A 19,020-nucleotide genomic window follows, 5' to 3' on the forward strand; every position below is an offset into this window, starting at 1 on the left:
TGTCGTCCGGCATCAGGCGCCCAGCTGCGCCTGATGCTGCGCCAGCCATTGCGGGAAGTCCTCAATCGGCATCGGGCGCGCATAGTAGTAACCCTGCAGATGATCCACGCCGCGCTCGCGCAGATAATGCGCCTGCTCGGCGGTTTCCACTCCCTCCGCGACCAGCGCGATATTCAGCCGCTGCGCCAGTGAAATCACCATATCCGTCACCGTGGCGTTGATCGCGTCAGTACCAATCGCGGCGGTAAAGATTTTATCGATTTTCAGCACGTCCGGCTTCAGGTCTTTCAGATAGGCCAGCGAACTGTGGCCGGTACCGAAATCGTCAATCGCCAGCCGCACGCCAATTTCGTGCAGCTGCGCCACGACCGTCTGGTCGATGACCGGCAGCGCATCGCGCTCGGTCAGCTCCACCACCAGTTTCGGCAGGGGATTGGCGGGCCACCAGTAGCGCTGTAAATCCTCAACAATCAGGCGATCGCGGAAGTGGCTGGCCGCGACGTTAATCGCGATATGGAAAGCCGGGCACTGTGGCAGATTAGGCAACTCCGCGACGACTCTGGCAATCACAAAGCGCGTCAGCGGTGCAATCAGATTCTGGCGTTCGGCCAGCGGAATAAATACGTCCGGTGCAATCCAGCCCTGGCGCGGATTGTGCCAGCGCAGCAGCAGCTCGATACCATCGCAGTCGCCGCTGCGGGCATTGATCAGCGGCTGGCAGTAGACCATAAATTCGTTAGCGGTGATGCCATAGCTGATTTGCCAGCTCAGGCTCATGCGATTGGCGGTGGCCAGCCAGACGATATAGCCCAGTAGCAGGCTCAGCAGTACCGCCAGCGGCAGCTGAGACGGCAGGGTATTGAGCGCCAGTCGCGCCGGGGACGGGCCGTACAGCGTAATGCTGTAGGGATAACGCAGCGAGGCCTGATCGTAGGCCACTTCGTCATCGGACGGCACGGTATGCTCGATCAGCGGATTACCGTACTCAAGGCTCTGTCCACCTACGTTAAAGATCGCGCGCTCCACCCACGGCAGCTGCGGCTCCAGCAGATAGTTGGTCATCAGTTCAATGTTGATGATCTGCAGCAGGCCGTCCTGGTTATCCAGCGACTTTGGCGTCCACAGCAGCAGCACCGGCGAACCTTTCAGCAGGTAGTCGTCGGTGGACAGCATCATGCGCTGGTTGTTGATCGCCAGCTCGGGATAGGTCTGGCTGAACGAGATGTGGCGCGGGCCATAAATACTCGAACAGTAGATGGTATCGTCCTGCACCAGCAGCACGGTACGCACGGTTTGCAGCGCCGCGATCTTCTCAATCAGCGGGTAGCGCACCTGCGTGCAGGGCACGCCCACCAGCCCCAGCGTGTTGTTGGCGGAGACGTCCAGCGGCGAAAACATGCGGTCAAAGCGCTCAATCGCGCGGGTGGCAAAGTTAAGGGACTGCTGCTCAATGCGTGACTTCTCTTCGATGTAGCGAAAAGTCAGCGTAAGAATGAGAACCAGCGACGCGATCACCAACGCAATAAGCAGGCGCTTACGGCGAAATTGACCCACAAATTGCTGGGGAAGGAGCATCAGTAACCACCTTGCTAAGACAAAGAATGAGGCCAAATTAACGTGAAGGTTATCGGCATGGCGGCGGCCAAATTTAGCGCGGCTGGAGAAAAAAAGCGGCACTAAAAAATCGCGCGACCATTAGAGGTCGCGCGCAAAAATAATGTATCTGGTTTGATAACGCGGAGGTAGAGGCCATTGCAGAAATAATGGCCGATCGCTGCAATTGTCAGCAGCGAAACGCGACGTTGTCGGTCAGTCGCACTGCACCTTGATCGCCAGACCGCCACGCGAGGTCTCACGATATTTAGCGTTCATATCTTTGCCGGTCTCGTACATCGTCTCGATCACCTTATCCAGCGATACGCGCGGCTCGCTGGTGCGGCGCAGCGCCATCCGCGCGGCGTTGATCGCTTTCACCGAAGCAATGGCGTTACGCTCAATGCACGGCACCTGTACCTGACCGGCGACCGGATCGCAGGTCAGTCCGAGGTTGTGTTCCATGCCGATTTCAGCGGCAACACACACCTGCTCCGGGCTGGCTCCCAGCAGTTCAGCGAGGCCAGCGGCGGCCATTGAGCAGGCCACGCCTACTTCGCCCTGGCAGCCGACTTCGGCACCGGAAATCGAAGCGTTCATTTTGTACAACACGCCAATCGCGCCCGAGGCGAGGAAGTAGCGGATAAAGATATCCGGCGTGACCGTTTCGATGAAGTGATCGTAATACGCCAGCACCGCCGGCACGATGCCGCAGGCACCGTTGGTCGGTGCGGTGACCACACGACCACCGGCCGCATTCTCTTCATTCACCGCCAGCGCAAACATATTGACCCAGTCGATGACGTTCATCGGATCGTTGGAGTGTTTGGTCGAGGAGACCAGCAGACGTCGCAGCGACGCCGCCCGACGCGGCACGCGCAGCGGGCCCGGCAAAACGCCTTCGGTATTCAGGCCACGATCGATACACGCCTGCATGGTTTGCCAGATGTTGCCAAAATAGGCGTAAATCTCGTCACGGCTGTGCAGCGCCAGTTCGTTTTTCATCACCAGCCCGGAAAGCGACATGCCGGTATCGCGGCAGTGGCTGAGCAACTCTTTGGCTGAATGGAACGGGTAGGGTACGGCGACCTCATCCAGTACTGACTGACCAAAGTGCGCTTCATCGACGATAAAGCCGCCGCCAATTGAGTAATAGGTTTTGCGCTCAAGCAGACGATCGCCGGCAAAAGCGTACAGAGTCATGCCGTTTTCATGCAGCGACAGGTTTTCGCTGCGGAATACCATGCCGCCGTCACGCGGGAAGTCGACCTCGCGCGCGCCCTGTGCCAGCAGCAGCCGCTCACGCGTTTCGACATCTTTGATAAACGCCGGAATGCTGTCGATGTCGACGCTGGCAGGCTCAAAGCCGGCCAGACCCATGATGATGGCAATGTCGGTGTGGTGTCCTTTCCCGGTGAGCGACAGTGAGCCGTAGACATCCACCGCCACGCGCGTCACGTCCTGCAGCTTGCCCTGTTCGATCAGCAGGTCAACAAACTGTTTGCCCGCTTTCATCGGGCCAACGGTATGCGAACTGGACGGGCCGATACCCACTTTGAACATGTCAAAAACACTTATCACCGGTGACGCTCCTCACAAATCTTCTTTTCTACGGCGCAGGCCGTTAATGCGGCTAATAGTAATCGCCAGCGGGCGGCAGCGAGCAGCTTTTCGCATGAAATAAACTAATTATAAACCACAGAAATAGTTATCCGTATTCCCGGATGTGAACGGGATCAATTTTTCGGCCAGGGTGAAACGGGACGGGGGATCAGGGCAGGGCGATCTGCTGGCCGAGCGCGCGCAGAATACCGGCGGTCATGCCCCAGATAAAATAATCTTCATACCACGACAGCCATACCTGGTGCTGGCGATGACCGCGGCGCAGCGTCAGTCCGCTGTAGCGCCCCAGCCGCAGCGCCTCTGCGAGCGGCATGGAAAAGGCGCTTTCAACTTCATCCGGGTTGAGCCGCAGCGGCAGGTGCGGCGGAATGATGCCGACCACGGGCGTAACGGCGAAACCGGTACTGCTGGTGACCGGCGGTAACACGCCGACCACCCGCACCTGCTGCGGCGCGATGCCCACTTCTTCCTGTGCTTCACGCAGCGCGGTGGCGATCAGCGAATCGTCAGTGGCATCCATCATGCCGCCGGGGAACGCCACCTGCCCGGCATGTTTGCGCAGCAGCGCGGAGCGGCGTGTCAGCAGCAGTTCGGGCTGGTCGCCATCAATCACCGGTACCAGCACCGCGGCACGGCGTCCGCTGATCACGCTGTGCGCGGTCGCCAGCGGCGGCTGCAGCACAAAGCGACTGAGAAACTGCGCCAGCGTCAGCTCCATATCACGCCTCATCACGCAGACAGGGCAGAATACGGTTGAGCTTGTGCAGCGTCTCCTGATATTCCGCCTCAGCATCGCTGTCAGCCACCAGGCCGCCGCCCGCCGCGCAGTACAGCTGCTGGTTTTCGGCAATCAGCGTGCGGATGGTAATGCTGCTGTCCATACGCCCGCACAGGCTGATGTAGCCGATACTGCCACACCACGCATTGCGCCGCTGCGGTTCGAGTTCCTCGATGATCTCCATGGCGCGGATCTTGGGCGCGCCGGTAATGGAGCCGCCGGGGAAACAGGCGCGCAGCAAATCGGTAGCGGAGAGCGCGTCTGGCAGTCTGGCCCGCACCGTGCTCACCAGGTGATGCACCGCCGGGAACGGCTCCACCACAAACAGTTCCGGCACGCTGACGCTGCCCGGCTCGGCGACGCGGCCAATATCATTACGCAGCAGGTCGACAATCATCAGGTTTTCCGCCCGATCTTTTTCGGCGCTGCCCAGTTTCTCCGCCTGCAATCGATCGGCCTGCGGATCGGCCAGGCGCGGCAGCGTGCCTTTAATCGGGCGGGTTTCAATCTGCTGTTGCTGCAGCGAGAGAAAACGCTCGGGCGACAGACTCAGCACGGCACTGTGCGGCAGACGAAGGAAGGCGCTGAACGGCGCGCGGTTGGCGCGGTTGAGACGTAAAAACGCCTGCCACTCATCGCCGCGATAGCTGGCCTGAAAACGCTGCGCCAGATTAACCTGGTAGCAGTCGCCCGCCTGAATGTAGGCCTGCACCGCCTGGAAACGCGCGGCGTACTGCGCATAGCTCATATTGGCCTGCCAGTCGCTGGTCAGGGCAAAGGGTTTGGGCTGCGGCACCGCCAGCGCCTGTAGCCACTGCCAGCGCTGCTCCGCGTCGTGCAGGGCAATCAGCGTCAGCGTCTGGCGATGATGATCGGCAATCAGCGCCCAGTCATAAATGCCCACCGCCATGTCCGGCGTGTGTAAATCCTGCTGCGCCCGCTGCGGCAGCGTTTCGAAACGGCGACCGAGGTCATAACCAAACAGACCGAGCGCGCCGCCCTGGAACGGCAGATTCGCATCAAACGCCGGCCGGATGCCCAGCGCGTCCAGCTGCTGCTGCACCAGCTGCAGCGGATCGGCGGTGGAGTGGCTGATGCCGGTGCCGTCGTCGATGGCGGTGCTGTCACCGCGCGTCGTCAGGGTGACCCGCGGGTCGGCGGTGAGAATATCGAAACGGTTATCCGCGTGCTCGGCATGACCAGAGGTCAGCAGCATCGCCCACGGGCGGTGCGCCAGCGTGGAAAAACGGTGTAAAAGTGTATCGGGCGTATACTGTAGCGAGAGGGTTTTCACGTTCGTTTGGCTAAATCAGTTCAGCAGGCAGGCGCGTAGCCTGGCATATTTTTTTGGTGCTGGCACCTGTTTGTTCAGCGTGGAATAATGCGTCCCCCCATTACAGGAGTGCATCATGTTTTCAGGTCTTCCGGCTTTATCGCACGAACAACAGCAGCAGGCAGTGGAACGTATTCAGGAACTGATGGCCGGCGGCATGTCCAGCGGGCAGGCGATTGCGCAGGTGGCGCAGGAAATTCGCCAGAGCCATCAGGGCGAAGCGATTCGGGCGCGCTTCGAAGAGGACGAAGACGACGAATAGCGCCCGGCGAGCGTTATAGCGCGGCGATGATTTTGATTTCCACTTTATAGCGCGGATTCATCAGGCCGGCCTGCACCGTGCAGCGTACCGGCGCATTACCCGGCGAGACCCACGCATCCCAGGCGCGGTTCATCGCGGCAAAGTCCTCTTTGTCTACCAGGAAAATGGTGGCGTCGAGAATTTTGCTTTTATCCGAACCCACGCGCGTCAGGATGCGGTCAATCACCGCCAGCGCGTTGGCGGTCTGCGCTTCCGCATCGTCATCCAGATTCTCCGGCACGCTGGTGTAATACACGGTCTGGTCATGTACAACCGCTTCGGACATGCGGTGTTCTACGGGTTCAACTCTGAGGATTTCCTTCGACATTACAGCACCTTAATCATTGTTGGCCCCATCCCTGAAATCGAGGTGGGACATATTTGTGACATTTTGCGAAAAAATATCATCAATCCGCTTCGCGTGCAGGGATAAATGCCCGGATGAAAAGTGAGCATATCGTCTTACCATATTAATATTTTGCCAGCCTCCCATCTCCTGCAAAACAGTTATTGGTACTCCAGCCACGATCAGCCATGTTGCCCATGTGTGTCTCAGGTCATTAAACATGAAATCCTCAATACCTGCTCTAAGTAATGCCGCTGGCCACCCTTTGTTAGCATTGCTGTTGACTGGGCACGTGACCTTTGACACATTGCCGGTATGAATTGCCACGGATAATCTAGACACTTTTGAGCCGTTGATAATATAGGTTTTCATATTCAGCCGGTGGCATCTGCTCGCTCGAACCATGCCGACGCTTACTGTTATAAAACATTTCGATATAATTAAAAGTATCGCTTCTGGCTTCGTCTCTCGTTCCGTAGATCCTTTTCTTAATTCGTTCGCGTTTCAGTAACTGGAAAAAGCTTTCCGCAACCGCGTTGTCATGGCAGTTAGCGCGACGACTCATGCTGCCTTTCAGACCGTGTGATTTCAGGATCGACTGCCACTCATGGCTCGTGTACTGACTGCCCTGATCAGAGTGAACCAGTACCTGCTTTTGAGGATTACGCCTCCACAGCGTCATAAGTAATGCGTTCAGGACAATTTTTTTTGTCATGCGGGGTTGCATTGACCAGCCGATAACTTTTCGTGAGAACAGGTAAACCACCAAGCCAGATACAGCCAGCCTCCGTGGGTTCGGGCTTAGGTTATGTCCGTCACCCAACGCTCATCCGGTGAGTCCGGATTGAATTGCCGCTGGAGCCTGTTGGGTGTCACGATGCAGGCTTCGCCTTTACGTGCCCGTGGGCAACGGTACACAACATGAGCTTTTATTCCGGCACGCTTCATCAGCCGCCAGACCCGATTCACTCCGCACTGCTGTCCGGTATCACGCAGATCGGGATGGATCTTGCGATAACCATAGACGCAGCCAGACTCATGCCAGAACTGTTTGATCTGCCCGGTCAGCATCTGGTCTGTCTGGTGACGCTGTGAATGTGGCTGCTGAAGCCAGAAATAAAATCCACTCGGATGGACATCCAGAACCCGACAGCGCAAACGAAAAGGCCAGCAACGGCGGTTGTCGCGGATAAAGGCGTACCTCAGTCGGACAGCTTTGCGAAGTACGCTGCGGCTTTTTTTAATATGTCCCGTTCGTCTGTAACCCGCTTCAACTCTTTCTGGAGACGGCGGATCTCGGCCTGAGCATCTGACTGTTCATTATTAGTGGAAGAATCCGGACCGTACTTCTTTATCCAGGCGTAAAGACTGTGAGTGGTGATATCAAGACGTGTTGCAACACTGGAAACAGAATGACCACGATCAACAACCTGTTTGACTGCTTCAATTTTAAACTCTTCAGGATAACGCTTACCGCTCATGGGCACCTCTCTTTAAGTCATCTTAAATGACTATGAGGTATCTGTTAAATCTGTGGCGATTCAGGTGGTGGTGGCGCTTGCATTACCATTAGTCAGAATGGCACTGTTAAAATGGTCGCGCAGGCGCACCACGATTATTAATCATTGATTGTAAATCATGCCAAGGTTCGCGATGATTAAAAACAAAGATACGGAAGTGTTCAACACCATTGTTGCAGATGACTCATTAGAAATGGACGGTTATTTTTTCATAAAGTAAAAAATGATGTCTATTGTCAGCCCGGAAAGCTCTAAAACAAGGCTGACAAGCAAATTTTACATGGATAAGAATTTTATGGAACTACCGTCTTAGGCCTGATTATGTTTCTGACTTTTTTTATCGGTCCATCAATTATTAAAACTGATAAAATTGACATTGCCAGTGTCACTGCATAACCATAAAAGAAAACCTCCCATCCTCTGTTTTGGATGGGGGATCCAAGCATGATCCATGCGATGTAGCCGCCTAAATATTGAGATATAAATATAGGGTAGGAAAGATCGCCAATGAACTTACAAATTTTATCGTAGAAACCTTTTGGCTGGGTTTTGTGGAAAATAATAACTGCTAAGCAAGCAATAAGATTATTTGTATAATATGCTATTGATGAAAACAGAGCCACTCCCCACTGCTTTGAAGCGAAATACCAATTCACAGTAAATAATGCCACTATAAAAATTAAAGTTACGAGTTGGTATCTATCTAATATTTCGAAAAGGTGCTTTCTATGATCGTTTGCCTTCACCAAAAAGTAAGAAAGAGCACCCAAGCTGAAAGGTAGCATTGCTGCAAAGAACGGTGAGTATCTATATAGTGGGTTAAGGTTGAAATGTCCTACTAAAGCATTTATGACAATTGCTGCAGCTAAGGTGATCAATGCTGAAAAAAAGTTCCTTGCTGTGAAAGCCCAAAGTATTACGTAGCATATAATTTCAACTGCCACTGACCAACTTGACGGTATCCACCTAAATCTGGCGGCTTCACTAGGCACATAGGGATTGCTAAAAAAAGAGAGTATTCCATAATCGTTTAGAATCTCCCAAGGAAATAAGAATATGTTCGCGATTAAATCAAATGGCTGGTAATGACCAGACCACGATGGGTGGAACGGCGAGCTCGTATGCCCCGATATGTAAGTTACAGAAAACACTATCGATATAGCTGAAAAAAAGAAATATGTAGGATATAAGCGCAAAAATCTATTCAAAGCGAAAGACTTAAAGTTAAACCTATAGGAATCGTTCAAGATCATAGTTATCAGATAACCACTAATAACGTAGAAAAAATTAACGGCAAGCAGTCCGATATGCGGCACTTGCAATGATAAATGAAAAACAATTACGCAGCTTGCCAAAAAAAATCTGATTATCCCTAACATTCAGTCAAGGCTCCATTATGATATCGTCTGCGGAAGATACCATCATCTGACAAGGTCTTACAATCTAAGATAATTCTCATGACAAAAAAGTTCCGGCGAGGGTTCAAGGGCATACTGCGCCGAACTGGGTTGATTGCGGAGTGGTGACGATAGCCTAGCTGACGCGCGCGTTTTTTTCATGTATTGCGATGAGACAGATTTAAGCCAGGCAAAGTTTTGTGATCGTAGCAAGCCTTTGCATGTTTTAACATCATGTCACTTGTGATCGCGGTAGAGAGGGGTTTAGTTACTGAATTAAATGTAAATTACTACTTTGGTCATGCTTCTCTGCATCAATACGCGTAATGGTCATGCTGTTCTCCTTTATTTTTGCTGCGTTAGCCTGCCATATCCCATGGCCGGCTGTCATCTGTTGTGGTCGCCTGCGGTGAATCCTGACATAATTACAGGTGTTTTAAGAGCAATCGGTGAGGATGTGTGGCAGACGATTTTGCAGCGGATGGCGCGTTAGCGCAGGCGATTCCCGGCTTTAAGCCGCGCGCGGCACAGCGCGAAATGGCGCAGGCAGTGAGCGAAGCGGTGCAGCAGGCAGGCGAGCTGGTGGTCGAGGCCGGCACCGGCACCGGTAAAACTTATGCGTATCTGGCTCCGGCGTTGCGGGCGAAGAAAAAAGTCATTGTATCGACCGGTTCCAAAGCGTTGCAGGATCAGCTCTACAACCGCGATCTGCCGACCATTGCCCGCGCCCTGGCGTTCAGCGGCAAAACCGCGCTGCTGAAAGGGCGCTCCAACTATCTGTGCCTGGAACGGCTGGAGCAGCAAAATCAGACTGGCGGCGATCTCAGCGTGCAGGCGCTCGGCGATCTGATTAACGTGCGCAGCTGGTCTTCGGAGACCGTTGATGGCGACGTCAGCAGCTGCGCCGGCGTCGCGGAAGACAGTCCGATCTGGCCTTACGTCACCAGCACCAACGATAACTGCCTCGGCAGCGATTGCCCGCTGTATAAAGATTGCTTCGTGGTGAAGGCGCGCAAAAAAGCGATGGATGCGGATGTGGTGGTGGTGAACCATCACCTGTTTCTCGCTGACCTGGTGGTCAAAGAGGGGGGATTTGGCGAGCTGATCCCGGAAGCCGACGTGATGATCTTCGATGAAGCGCACCAGCTGCCGGATATAGCCAGCCAGTATTTTGGCCAGCAGCTGTCGAGCCGGCAACTGCAGGATCTCGCCAAAGACATTATCCTTGCCTACCGCACCGAGGTGCGCGATGTGCAGCAGCTGCAGAAATCCGCCGACCGGCTGGCGCAGTGCGCACAGGATTTCCGCCTGACGCTGGGCGAGCCCGGTTTTCGCGGCAATCTGCGTGACCTGCTGAGCGACAACAACATCATGCGCATGTTTACGCTGCTGGATGATGCGCTCGAGCTGTGTTACGACGTGATTAAGCTGTCGCTGGGCCGTTCCGCGCTGCTGGACGCTGCCTTCGAGCGTGCCGCGCTGTATCGCACCCGGCTCAAGCGTTTACGTGCGATTGATGAACCGGGCTTTAGCTACTGGTACGAATGCAGCAGCCGGCACTTTACGCTGGCGCTAACGCCGCTGTCGGTCGCGGAGCGCTTCCGCGAAGTGATGGACGGACGCAAAGCGGCGTGGGTATTCACCTCGGCGACGCTGGCGGTCAACGAACAGATGAGCCACTTCGCCAGCCGGCTCGGCGTGGATAATGCCCGCACCCTGATCCTCGAAAGTCCGTTTGATTATGCGCAGCAGGCCTTGCTGTGCGTGCCGCGCAACATGCCGGAACCCAACTATCCCGGCGGTGCGCGTCAGCTGGCACGCATGATGAAACCGCTGATTGAAGCCAACAAAGGGCGCTGTTTCTTCCTGTGCACCTCGCACAAAATGATGCGTGAGCTGGCGGCGGAGTTCCGCGCCTCCATGACCTTACCGGTGCTGTTGCAGGGCGAAACCAGCAAAGGCCAGCTGCTCAAACAGTTTCTTGATGCCGGCAACGCACTGCTGGTGGCCACCAGCAGCTTCTGGGAAGGCGTTGACGTGCGCGGTGATGCGCTGTCGCTGGTGATCATCGACAAGCTGCCGTTTACCTCACCGGAAGATCCGCTGCTGAAGGCGCGCATGGAGGATTGCCGTCTGCGCGGCGGCGATCCGTTCAACGATGTGCAGCTGCCGGACGCGGTGATCACCCTCAAGCAGGGCGTGGGCCGTCTGATTCGCGATACCGACGATCGCGGCGTGCTGGTGATTTGTGACCAGCGGCTGGTGTCGCGTCCGTATGGCGGTCTGTTCCTTAATAGCCTGCCGCCGACACCGCGCACCCGCGATTTACAGCGTGCGATTGACTTTGTGCGTCCGCCAGAGCAGCACTAATTTGTGCCAGGCTGTGGTAAGATGCGCGCCATTTTGATTCTCTGAGGTTGTTATGTCCGCCCGAATTTTAGCCCTGGACACTGCGACAGAAGCCTGTTCTGCCGCGCTGCTGAATCAGCAGCAGATCGATGCCCGCTTCGAAATCGCGCCCCGCGATCATACTCAACGTATTCTGCCGCTGGTGCAGGAATTGCTGCAGGCGCAGTCGCTGGCGCTGAGCGCGCTGGACGCGCTGGCGTTTGGCCGCGGGCCCGGCAGTTTTACCGGCGTGCGCATCGGCATTGGCATCGCGCAGGGCCTGGCGCTGGGCGCAAATCTGCCGATGATTGGCGTATCCTCGCTGGCAACCATGGCGCAGGGCGCCTGGCGTTTGGCCGGGGCAACGCGCGTGCTGGCGGCGATTGATGCGCGCATGGGTGAAGTCTACTGGGCAGAGTATCAGCGTGATGAGCAGGGCGAGTGGCAGGGCGCTGAGAGCGAAGCCGTACTCAAGCCGGAAGCGGCACAGGCGCGCATCGCGCAGTTGAGCGGCGAGTGGGCCACTGTCGGCACCGGCTGGCAGGCATATCCGCAGCTGCTGGCTGGCACGACCGGGGCACAACTGCTGACCACCACGGTCACGCTGCCTGCCGCAGAAGATATGCTGCCGCTGGCGCTCAGCGCCTGGCAGCGCGACGATAGCGTGGCGGTGGAAAATGCTGAGCCGGTTTATCTGCGCAATGAAGTGGCATGGAAAAAATTGCCGGGGCGCTAGGCGCCTACGCAACTTATTTTTGCGCCTTCAGTCTAACGGAGAAATAACAGGAGAAGTGCTATGCCAATTAGTCGTAAAGGGATGTCTGGCGCTCTGTTAGCCTGTGCGCTGTTGCTCAGCGGCTGCGTGTCAGTGCCGGATGCCATTAAAGGGAGTTCTCAGCTTCCACAGCAGGATTTATTACGCGTGATGAATGCGCCGCAGCTGTATGTCGGCCAGGAGTCGCGCTTCGGCGGCAAAGTCGTGAAGGTGACCAACCTTAACGGCCTGACCCGGCTGGAAATTGCCACTCAGCCGCTGGATGACAGCGCACGACCGCGCCTCGGTGCTGCCTCAATTGGCCGCATTTATGCGGACATTCATGGTTTTGTTGATCCGATCGACGTCAATAATCAGTACGTCACGGTGCTGGGCAACATCAAAGGCACCGAGAAAGGAGAAATTGGCAAAGCCAGTTACAACTTTGTGGTGATTGATGTGCGCGGTTATCAGCGCTGGCATTTGACTCAGCAGGTGATGACGCCGCCGCAGCCGATCGATCCGTGGATTTGGTACGGGCCGACGCGTCGCCATCCCGGCTATTGGGGCCCTAACCCCTACTGGGGCATGAACACCGGCGGTCCGGCGCAGGTCGAGACCATTCTTACCGAATAGCGCTAAACAGTTTTTTTTACGGCCCGGTCGCGGTGCTCGCGAACGGGCCTTTTTATTGGGCGCGCAACCGATGCGCGAAATTTAGTGATGCGCCTCGCAACCTGAAAATGCCGGAACAGGCAAACTGGTACAATCAGTTAAAATATTGTTAACAACACTGATTGCAGAGGCGGCGATGGCTACGCAACAAGAATATCGGGGTGATTCTTTGAACAAGGTTTGGCTGAAACGCTATCCGCCAGATGTACCAGCGGAAATTAACGCAGACCGTTATCCCTCTTTGGTCGATCTTTTCGAACACGCAGCGCAACGTTATGCCGATCAGGTGGCTTTCATTAACATGGGCCAGCCAATGACTTACCGCCAGCTGGAGCAGCAGAGCCGCGCTTTTGCGGCCTGGCTGCAACAGGGATTAGGCTTGCAGCAGGGCGATCGCGTCGCGCTGATGATGCCGAATCTGCTGCAGTATCCGGTGGCGCTGTTTGGCGTCCTGCGTGCCGGTATGGTGGTGGTGAATGTTAACCCGTTGTACACGCCGCGCGAGCTGAAGCACCAGCTTAATGACAGCGGTGCCAGTGCGATTGTCATTGTCTCCAACTTCGCCCATACGCTGGAAAAAGTGGTCGCGGAAACCCCGGTTAAGCACGTGATGCTGACGCGCATGGGCGATCAGCTGGCGCCGGTGAAAGCCACGCTGGTGAACTTCGTCGTCAAATATGTGAAAAAGCTGGTACCGAAATACCATCTGCCAGGGGCCGTACCGTTCCGTCATGCGCTACAGCAGGGCGAGCAGATGAGCTATCATCGTCCTGTGATTAATAATCAGGATCTGGCATTTCTGCAGTACACCGGTGGCACTACCGGCGTGGCGAAAGGCGCCATGCTGACCCACGGCAACATGCAGGCTAATCTGGAGCAGACCAAAGCCACCTACGGTAAACTGCTGCGCGCCGGTCAGGAGCAGGTGGTGACCGCGCTGCCGCTTTATCACATCTTTGCCCTGACGGTGAACTGTCTGCTGTTCCTCGACCTGGGCGGCACCAACCTGCTGATTACCAACCCGCGCGATATTCCCGGCTTCGTTAAAGAGCTGAGCAAATTTCCCTTTACCGCCATCACCGGTGTTAATACGTTGTTCAACGCCCTGCTGAACGATGCCAATTTTAACCAGCTGGACTTCTCCACGCTGCGTCTGTCAGCTGGTGGCGGCATGGCGGTGCAGAAAGCGGTGGCCGAGCGCTGGGAGAAACTCACCGGGCACTATCTGCTGGAGGGCTACGGACTCACCGAATGCTCACCGCTGGTGTCGGTTAATCCGTATGATATTACCTGCCACACCGGCAGCATCGGTTTGCCGGTTCCGTCCACCGACGTGCGTATTGTCGATGATGAAGACCGCGACGTACCGCCGGGCGAGCCGGGTGAACTGTGCATTCGCGGGCCGCAGGTCATGGTTGGCTACTGGCAGCGGCCGGATGCCAGCGAGGAAGTGCTGAAAAATGGCTGGCTGCACACCGGTGATATTGTTACCGTGGACGCTGAAGGGTTTATCCGCATCGTCGATCGTAAAAAAGACATGATTCTGGTGTCCGGCTTTAACGTGTATCCTAACGAAATCGAAGATGTGCTGATGCAGCACGCCAAGGTGCGCGAAGCGGCGGCGATTGGCGTGCCGAGCGATCTCTCCGGCGAAGCGGTAAAAGTGTGCATCGTAAAAAAAGATCCGTCGCTAACGAAAGAGGAAGTGCTGGATCATTGTCGCCGTCAGCTCACCGGCTATAAAGTGCCGAAGATTATCGAGTTTCGTGATGAGCTGCCGAAGACCAACGTCGGTAAAATTTTACGTCGCGAATTGCGCGACGAGGCGAAGCGCGAAGCGTAGTACTGGCTTCCGCTGAATGCTCAGGTTAACGCCGGCACCGTCCGGCGTTTTTATTGCTTTTAACATGGAGCGCTGTGCGAGGTTTGCCGCAGCGAGAAAGACAACGTGAATTACACCCTGATCGACCATAATGACCAGCTGGCCGCCGTATGCCAGCAGGCCCGTCAGCATCGCGCCGTGGCGCTGGATACCGAATTCGTGCGCACCCGCACGTACTATCCGCAGCTTGGCCTGATCCAGCTCTTCGATGGCGAGCAACTGGTTCTGATCGATCCGTTAACCATCAGCGACTGGGCACCGTTTATTGCGCTGCTGCAGGATCGTCAGCTGACCAAGTTCCTGCACGCCGGCGGGGAAGACCTCGAAGTCTTCCTGCATCGTTTCGGCTGTCTGCCGGAGCCGATGATCGATACGCAGATTCTGGCCGCTTTCGCCGGGCAGCCGCTGTCGTGGGGCTTTGCCGCGATGGTCAATCATTTCAACCAGATTGAGCTGGATAAGAGCGAAGCGCGCACCGACTGGCTGGCGCGTCCGCTTACTGAGCGGCAGTGCCAGTACGCTGCGGCCGATGTGGCTTATCTGTTGCCGATCGCCCATCAGCTGGTGGCGCAAACCGAAGCGGCAGGCAACATGGCGGCGGCGCTGAGTGAATGCGCCACGCTGTGTCAGCGCCGTCTTGACGTGCTGCAGCCGGAAGAGGCGTGGCGCGATATCACCAACGCGTGGCAGCTGCGTCCGCGCCAGCTGGCGGTGCTGCAGCGTCTGGCCGCGTGGCGTCTCAACCTCGCCCGGCAGAAAGACATGGCGGTGAATTTTGTGGTGCGCGAAGAGAACCTGTGGAAAGTCGCGCGCTTTATGCCTGGTAGCCTTGGCGAGCTGGATCATCTCGGCCTGAACGGTCACGAAATCCGCTTCCACGGTAAGGCGCTGGTGGCAATGGTGGCAGAGGCGCAGGCGCTGGATGAGGCCACGTTACCGCCGCCGTTGCCTAATCTGATTGACCACGCGCATTACAAGCAGGCGTTCAAGGCGATTAAAGCGCTGGTACAGCAGGTGAGTGAGCAGACCGGTTACAGTCAGGAGCTGTTAGCATCACGGCGCCAAATTAACCAGGTGCTGAGCGTGCACTGGGGACTGAAGAGCGCCACGCGTCCGCCGGAACTGCTGGCAGGCTGGCGGGGTGAGGTGTTGAAAGCCGGTATCGACGAGATTTTACACACGCTGTAAGCGGAACGTTTTCCCCTGCGCAACCACGCAGGGGAAAATCAGGAACCCGCTACAATCATTTAGGAACGTCTTCCGTCTCCGGCAGCGTCACGTTGAGCTCGAGGATAGAGATGTCATCCCCTTTCTGATCCAGCTGCACCGTGACCATGTCCGGGTCAATTTTCACGTATTTACAGATCACTTCCAGGATATCGCGCTTCAGCTGCGGCAGATAGTGGGGCTCACTGTCGCCCCTTCTGCGTTCGGCCACGATAATCTGCAGCCTCTCCTTGGCTATGTTGGCTGTGTTCTTCTTACGGGATAAAAAGAAATCAAGTAATGCCATTGGTTATCCCCCGAACAGGCGTTTCAGGAAACCCTTCTTCTCTTCTTCAATAAAGCGGAAGGGGCGTTCTTCGCCAAGCAGGCGATCTACGGTATCAGCGTAAGCTTTACCGGCGTCAGAGTTTGCATCGAGGATCACGGGCTCACCCTGGTTAGACGCGCGCAGCACCGACTGATCTTCCGGAATCACGCCGACCAGAGGAATGCGCAGGATTTCCAGCACGTCTTCCATGCTCAGCATGTCGCCACGCGTTACGCGTCCCGGGTTATAGCGGGTCAGTAACAGGTGCTCTTTTACCGGCTCTTCGCTGTTTTCAGCGCGACGTGATTTCGACGAGATGATGCCGAGAATACGGTCTGAGTCACGCACGGAAGAGACTTCCGGGTTGGTGGTAATGATCGCTTCATCCGCGAAGTACAGCGCCATCAGCGCACCGGTTTCGATACCGGCCGGCGAGTCGCAGACGATAAAATCGAAGTCCATTGCCGCCAGGTCGTTCAGCACTTTTTCCACGCCTTCGCGGGTCAGGGCATCTTTATCACGGGTTTGTGACGCGGGCAGAATATAAAGCTGCTCGGTGCGCTTGTCGCGAATCAGTGCCTGATTCAGCGTCGCATCGCCCTGAATAACGTTGACAAAGTCATACACCACGCGGCGTTCACAGCCCATGATCAGATCGAGGTTACGCAGACCGATATCGAAATCGATCACCACGGTTTTTTTGCCTTTCTGCGCTAACCCTGTGGCGATGGCCGCGCTTGACGTGGTCTTGCCAACGCCCCCTTTACCCGATGTAACTACAATGATGCGTGCCATAAATGTTGATTTCCTTAACGAAAGAAAAGGGGCCTAATTAAGTGTCTGGATGGTGAGCGCGCCCTCTTTAAGGCACAGGCGCGCAGCTTTACCAAAGAATTCCGCCGGGATCTGGTCCATGATCCAGTATTCGCCGGCAATGGAGACCAACTCTGCTGACAGGTTGGTGCAAAAAATCTGGCAGTCGCGATCGCCGCTGGCACCGGCCAGCGCGCGGCCGCGCATCATGCCGTAAATATGAATGTTGCCGTCTGCCACCAGTTCGGCACCGGCGCTGACGCTGCTGGTGACGATCAAATCGGCGTTGCGCGCGTAAATCTGCTGACCGGAACGCACTGGCGTATTGATGATACGCGTTTTGCTGGCCGGTTCGCTGACCGGCGGCGCGACCGCTTCCGGCTCCGGCGCGGGCGCATCAGCGCGTTTGCGGTTCTCTTTACCCTCTGACAGCACCGGCAGGCCAGCGCGGGCAATCATCTTTTTCAGGGCTTCATCTTTACAGCCGCTCACGCCCACAATGCGTAAGCCGGTGGCACTGACGGCCTGCTGCATCTGCTTCCAGTTGATGTCACCGTTCAGGGCTGACACGTTCAGCACCACCGGCGCGTTGTGCAGAAAAGCCGGGGCCTGGTCGATCTTGTCCTGCAGCGCCTGACGAATCACCTCGGGTTGCGAATGGTGCAGATGAACAACTGACAGGGTAAAACTGCTGCCCTTGAATTCGATTGGCGATTGCGACATCTGTCCTGACTCAGTCCTGTTTTACGACCCTGAAGTAAACGCCGATAAAATCGTCATTAACACCCGCGGGTCAATATTCGAAGTTCTGCAAGCATGTTATAGTTACTGCTATATTCAGGCAAGTGACGCCCTTAGTTAATTCGAGTAAAAAATATGTTTTGTGTGATCTATAGAAGCCCGCAACGCGACCAGACTTATCTGTATGTAGAAAAAAAAGACGATTTTTCGCGCGTCCCGGAAGAACTGCTGCGCGGCTTTGGTAAACCGCAGCTGGCGATGGTGCTGTCCCTCGACCAGCGCGACAGGCTGGCCAACGCTGACATCAATAAAGTGAAGCAGGGTTTAAGCGAACAAGGTTATTATTTGCAGATCCCACCACCGGTAGAAAGTCTGCTCAACATTCATCTTGAACAGGGTAAAAAAGTTTAATTCAGATTCATCTGTAAAAATATATCCTGTAAATATAATCAGTGCTTCGGCATTAATTTAATTGCTCACCTTAACCCATTATTGTGGGCAATAATCGTTGTCTTAAGCGGCGGACCTGATGAACAGGGGAACGGCTTTTGCCGCTTTCCGTCACGTGCGCCGCGATAAACCCGCTAATATAGTGCTCAGCAGCCTGCCACGTTCCGGCGGCTGATGAGACATCTTCGCCAGCGCGGCTGGCACCTAACACAACTCAAGCAGGGGATTAGCATGTATCAGCATCGTAACTGGCAGGGCGCGCTGTTGGATTATCCGGTCAGCAAAGTGGTGTGCGTCGGCAGCAACTATGCAAAGCATATTAAAGAGATGGGCAGCGCCACCCCGAGTGAGCCGGTGGTGTTTATCAAACCGGAAACCGCAGTGTGCGATTTGCGGCAGCCACTGTCGATCCCGGCCAGCTTTGGTGAGGTGCATCATGAAGTGGAGCTGGCGGTGCTGATTGGTGCCACCCTGAAGCAGGCCAGTGAAGAGCACGTGGCAAAAGCGATTGCCGGTTATGGCGTCGCGCTGGATTTAACGCTGCGCGATTTGCAGGCCGGGTTTAAGAAAGCCGGTCAGCCATGGGAGCGCGCCAAGAGTTTCGATAACTCCTGTCCGCTGTCCGGGTTTATCCCGGCGGCTGAATTCAGCGTCGATCCGCAGGATGCCGAACTCAAGCTGGTTATTAATGGCGAGGTGCGCCAGCACGGCACCACGGCAGATATGATCCACAAAATTCTGCCGCTGATTGCTTACATGAGCCAGTACTTCACGCTGCGCGCCGGTGACGTGGTGCTGACCGGTACGCCTGAAGGCGTGGGCCCGCTGCGCTCCGGCGATAAGCTGGAAGTGTCGCTGGCCGGTCACGGTATCAGCACCCGCGTACTGTAAT

Annotated in this window: 17 protein-coding genes and 2 pseudogenes; 8 read left to right on the plus strand and 11 right to left on the minus strand. The window is 55.9% G+C overall.

Annotated features, from left to right (window positions below; all coding sequences use genetic code 11):
* Window positions 1-12 precede the first annotated feature (12 nt).
* From C1Y42_RS09150 to pabB, 4 genes are all read right to left on the minus strand, one after another.
* Complete coding sequence (locus C1Y42_RS09150) at window positions 13-1,575, minus strand: EAL domain-containing protein (protein ID WP_058757738.1); 1,563 nt, start codon at window positions 1,573-1,575, stop codon at window positions 13-15.
* Window positions 1,576-1,809: 234 nt separating this feature from the next.
* On the minus strand, window positions 1,810-3,174 hold the full coding sequence (locus C1Y42_RS09155) for an L-serine ammonia-lyase (RefSeq protein WP_058774595.1): 1,365 nt from the start codon (window positions 3,172-3,174) through the stop codon (window positions 1,810-1,812).
* 190 nt (window positions 3,175-3,364) lie between these two features.
* A complete protein-coding gene (locus C1Y42_RS09160) occupies window positions 3,365-3,934 on the minus strand; it encodes a CoA pyrophosphatase (RefSeq protein ID WP_021510033.1) in 570 nt (189 codons plus the stop codon).
* Window position 3,935: 1 nt separating this feature from the next.
* A complete protein-coding gene (gene pabB / locus C1Y42_RS09165) occupies window positions 3,936-5,288 on the minus strand; it encodes an aminodeoxychorismate synthase component 1 (protein WP_104093235.1) in 1,353 nt (450 codons plus the stop codon).
* A 115-nt stretch (window positions 5,289-5,403) separates the two neighbouring features.
* On the opposite strand from pabB, the gene C1Y42_RS09170 reads away from it, so the two are divergent.
* Window positions 5,404-5,589 (plus strand): YoaH family protein, encoded by a 186-nt coding sequence (locus C1Y42_RS09170; protein WP_058774597.1) that lies wholly within the window; start codon window positions 5,404-5,406, stop codon window positions 5,587-5,589.
* Window positions 5,590-5,602: 13 nt separating this feature from the next.
* Here C1Y42_RS09170 and C1Y42_RS09175 read toward each other — a convergent pair whose 3' ends face one another.
* The 4 genes and pseudogenes from C1Y42_RS09175 to C1Y42_RS09190 all read right to left on the minus strand — a co-directional run bounded on the left by C1Y42_RS09175 (window position 5,603) and on the right by C1Y42_RS09190 (window position 8,873).
* Window positions 5,603-5,956: a RidA family protein gene (locus C1Y42_RS09175; protein WP_104093236.1), complete on the minus strand. Its 354-nt coding sequence runs from the start codon at window positions 5,954-5,956 to the stop codon at window positions 5,603-5,605.
* Between the two features lie 9 nt (window positions 5,957-5,965).
* A pseudogene (locus C1Y42_RS23835) lies at window positions 5,966-6,241 on the minus strand (tyrosine-type recombinase/integrase); the annotation flags it as partial.
* Window positions 6,242-6,308: 67 nt separating this feature from the next.
* Window positions 6,309-7,455: pseudogene (locus tag C1Y42_RS09185) on the minus strand (IS3 family transposase).
* Between the two features lie 332 nt (window positions 7,456-7,787).
* The gene (locus tag C1Y42_RS09190; RefSeq protein WP_104093238.1) at window positions 7,788-8,873 is read right to left on the minus strand and encodes an acyltransferase; all 1,086 of its coding nucleotides are present in this window, start codon (window positions 8,871-8,873) and stop codon (window positions 7,788-7,790) included.
* Between the two features lie 477 nt (window positions 8,874-9,350).
* Here C1Y42_RS09190 and C1Y42_RS09195 point away from each other — a divergent pair, with 477 nt between their 5' ends.
* From C1Y42_RS09195 to rnd, 5 genes are all read left to right on the plus strand, one after another.
* Complete coding sequence (locus C1Y42_RS09195; RefSeq protein WP_058771245.1) at window positions 9,351-11,261, plus strand: ATP-dependent DNA helicase; 1,911 nt, start codon at window positions 9,351-9,353, stop codon at window positions 11,259-11,261.
* A gap of 52 nt (window positions 11,262-11,313) precedes the next feature.
* Window positions 11,314-12,015 carry a tRNA (adenosine(37)-N6)-threonylcarbamoyltransferase complex dimerization subunit type 1 TsaB gene (gene tsaB / locus C1Y42_RS09200; protein WP_104093239.1) on the plus strand — a complete coding sequence of 234 codons (702 nt, stop codon included), beginning with the start codon at window positions 11,314-11,316 and terminating at the stop codon, window positions 12,013-12,015.
* A gap of 60 nt (window positions 12,016-12,075) precedes the next feature.
* Entirely contained in the window at window positions 12,076-12,669 is a 594-nt protein-coding gene (locus tag C1Y42_RS09205) for a Slp family lipoprotein (RefSeq protein ID WP_010616392.1), read from the plus strand.
* 208 nt (window positions 12,670-12,877) lie between these two features.
* Window positions 12,878-14,551: a long-chain-fatty-acid--CoA ligase FadD gene (fadD, locus tag C1Y42_RS09210; protein WP_146068791.1), complete on the plus strand. Its 1,674-nt coding sequence runs from the start codon at window positions 12,878-12,880 to the stop codon at window positions 14,549-14,551.
* A 105-nt stretch (window positions 14,552-14,656) separates the two neighbouring features.
* Window positions 14,657-15,778 (plus strand): ribonuclease D, encoded by a 1,122-nt coding sequence (gene rnd / locus C1Y42_RS09215; protein ID WP_104093241.1) that lies wholly within the window; start codon window positions 14,657-14,659, stop codon window positions 15,776-15,778.
* Window positions 15,779-15,833: 55 nt separating this feature from the next.
* Here rnd and minE read toward each other — a convergent pair whose 3' ends face one another.
* From minE to minC, 3 genes are read right to left on the minus strand one after another with little or no spacing between them, the layout of a single operon-like run.
* Entirely contained in the window at window positions 15,834-16,103 is a 270-nt protein-coding gene (minE, locus tag C1Y42_RS09220; RefSeq protein ID WP_010616394.1) for a cell division topological specificity factor MinE, read from the minus strand.
* A gap of 3 nt (window positions 16,104-16,106) precedes the next feature.
* Window positions 16,107-16,919, minus strand: a complete 813-nt coding sequence (minD, locus tag C1Y42_RS09225) for a septum site-determining protein MinD (RefSeq protein ID WP_021510042.1) — start codon at window positions 16,917-16,919, stop codon at window positions 16,107-16,109.
* A gap of 33 nt (window positions 16,920-16,952) precedes the next feature.
* Entirely contained in the window at window positions 16,953-17,660 is a 708-nt protein-coding gene (gene minC, locus C1Y42_RS09230; RefSeq protein WP_021510043.1) for a septum site-determining protein MinC, read from the minus strand.
* Window positions 17,661-17,813: 153 nt separating this feature from the next.
* On the opposite strand from minC, the gene C1Y42_RS09235 reads away from it, so the two are divergent.
* Complete coding sequence (locus C1Y42_RS09235) at window positions 17,814-18,089, plus strand: YcgL domain-containing protein (protein WP_021510044.1); 276 nt, start codon at window positions 17,814-17,816, stop codon at window positions 18,087-18,089.
* Window positions 18,090-18,359: 270 nt separating this feature from the next.
* Complete coding sequence (locus C1Y42_RS09240) at window positions 18,360-19,019, plus strand: fumarylacetoacetate hydrolase family protein (protein WP_021510045.1); 660 nt, start codon at window positions 18,360-18,362, stop codon at window positions 19,017-19,019.
* Window position 19,020 lies beyond the last annotated feature (1 nt).

The sequence above is a fragment of the Pantoea sp. ICBG 985 genome (genome assembly GCF_002928365.1).
Lineage (GTDB): Bacteria > Pseudomonadota > Gammaproteobacteria > Enterobacterales > Enterobacteriaceae > Pantoea > Pantoea dispersa.

Bases quoted from the DNA above. Each gene is read 5' to 3' on its own strand.
- C1Y42_RS09150 (WP_058757738.1), bottom strand. From the start codon at position 1,575: ATGCTCCTTCCCCAGCAATTTGTGGGTCAATTTCGCCGTAAGCGCCTG.
- C1Y42_RS09160 (WP_021510033.1), bottom strand. From the start codon at position 3,934: ATGGAGCTGACGCTGGCGCAGTTTCTCAGTCGCTTTGTGCTGCAGCCG.
- C1Y42_RS09170 (WP_058774597.1), top strand. From the start codon at position 5,404: ATGTTTTCAGGTCTTCCGGCTTTATCGCACGAACAACAGCAGCAGGCA.
- C1Y42_RS09175 (WP_104093236.1), bottom strand. From the start codon at position 5,956: ATGTCGAAGGAAATCCTCAGAGTTGAACCCGTAGAACACCGCATGTCC.
- C1Y42_RS09190 (WP_104093238.1), bottom strand. From the start codon at position 8,873: ATGTTAGGGATAATCAGATTTTTTTTGGCAAGCTGCGTAATTGTTTTT.
- tsaB (WP_104093239.1), top strand. From the start codon at position 11,314: ATGTCCGCCCGAATTTTAGCCCTGGACACTGCGACAGAAGCCTGTTCT.
- C1Y42_RS09205 (WP_010616392.1), top strand. From the start codon at position 12,076: ATGCCAATTAGTCGTAAAGGGATGTCTGGCGCTCTGTTAGCCTGTGCG.
- minE (WP_010616394.1), bottom strand. From the start codon at position 16,103: ATGGCATTACTTGATTTCTTTTTATCCCGTAAGAAGAACACAGCCAAC.
- minD (WP_021510042.1), bottom strand. From the start codon at position 16,919: ATGGCACGCATCATTGTAGTTACATCGGGTAAAGGGGGCGTTGGCAAG.
- minC (WP_021510043.1), bottom strand. From the start codon at position 17,660: ATGTCGCAATCGCCAATCGAATTCAAGGGCAGCAGTTTTACCCTGTCA.
- C1Y42_RS09235 (WP_021510044.1), top strand. From the start codon at position 17,814: ATGTTTTGTGTGATCTATAGAAGCCCGCAACGCGACCAGACTTATCTG.
- C1Y42_RS09240 (WP_021510045.1), top strand. From the start codon at position 18,360: ATGTATCAGCATCGTAACTGGCAGGGCGCGCTGTTGGATTATCCGGTC.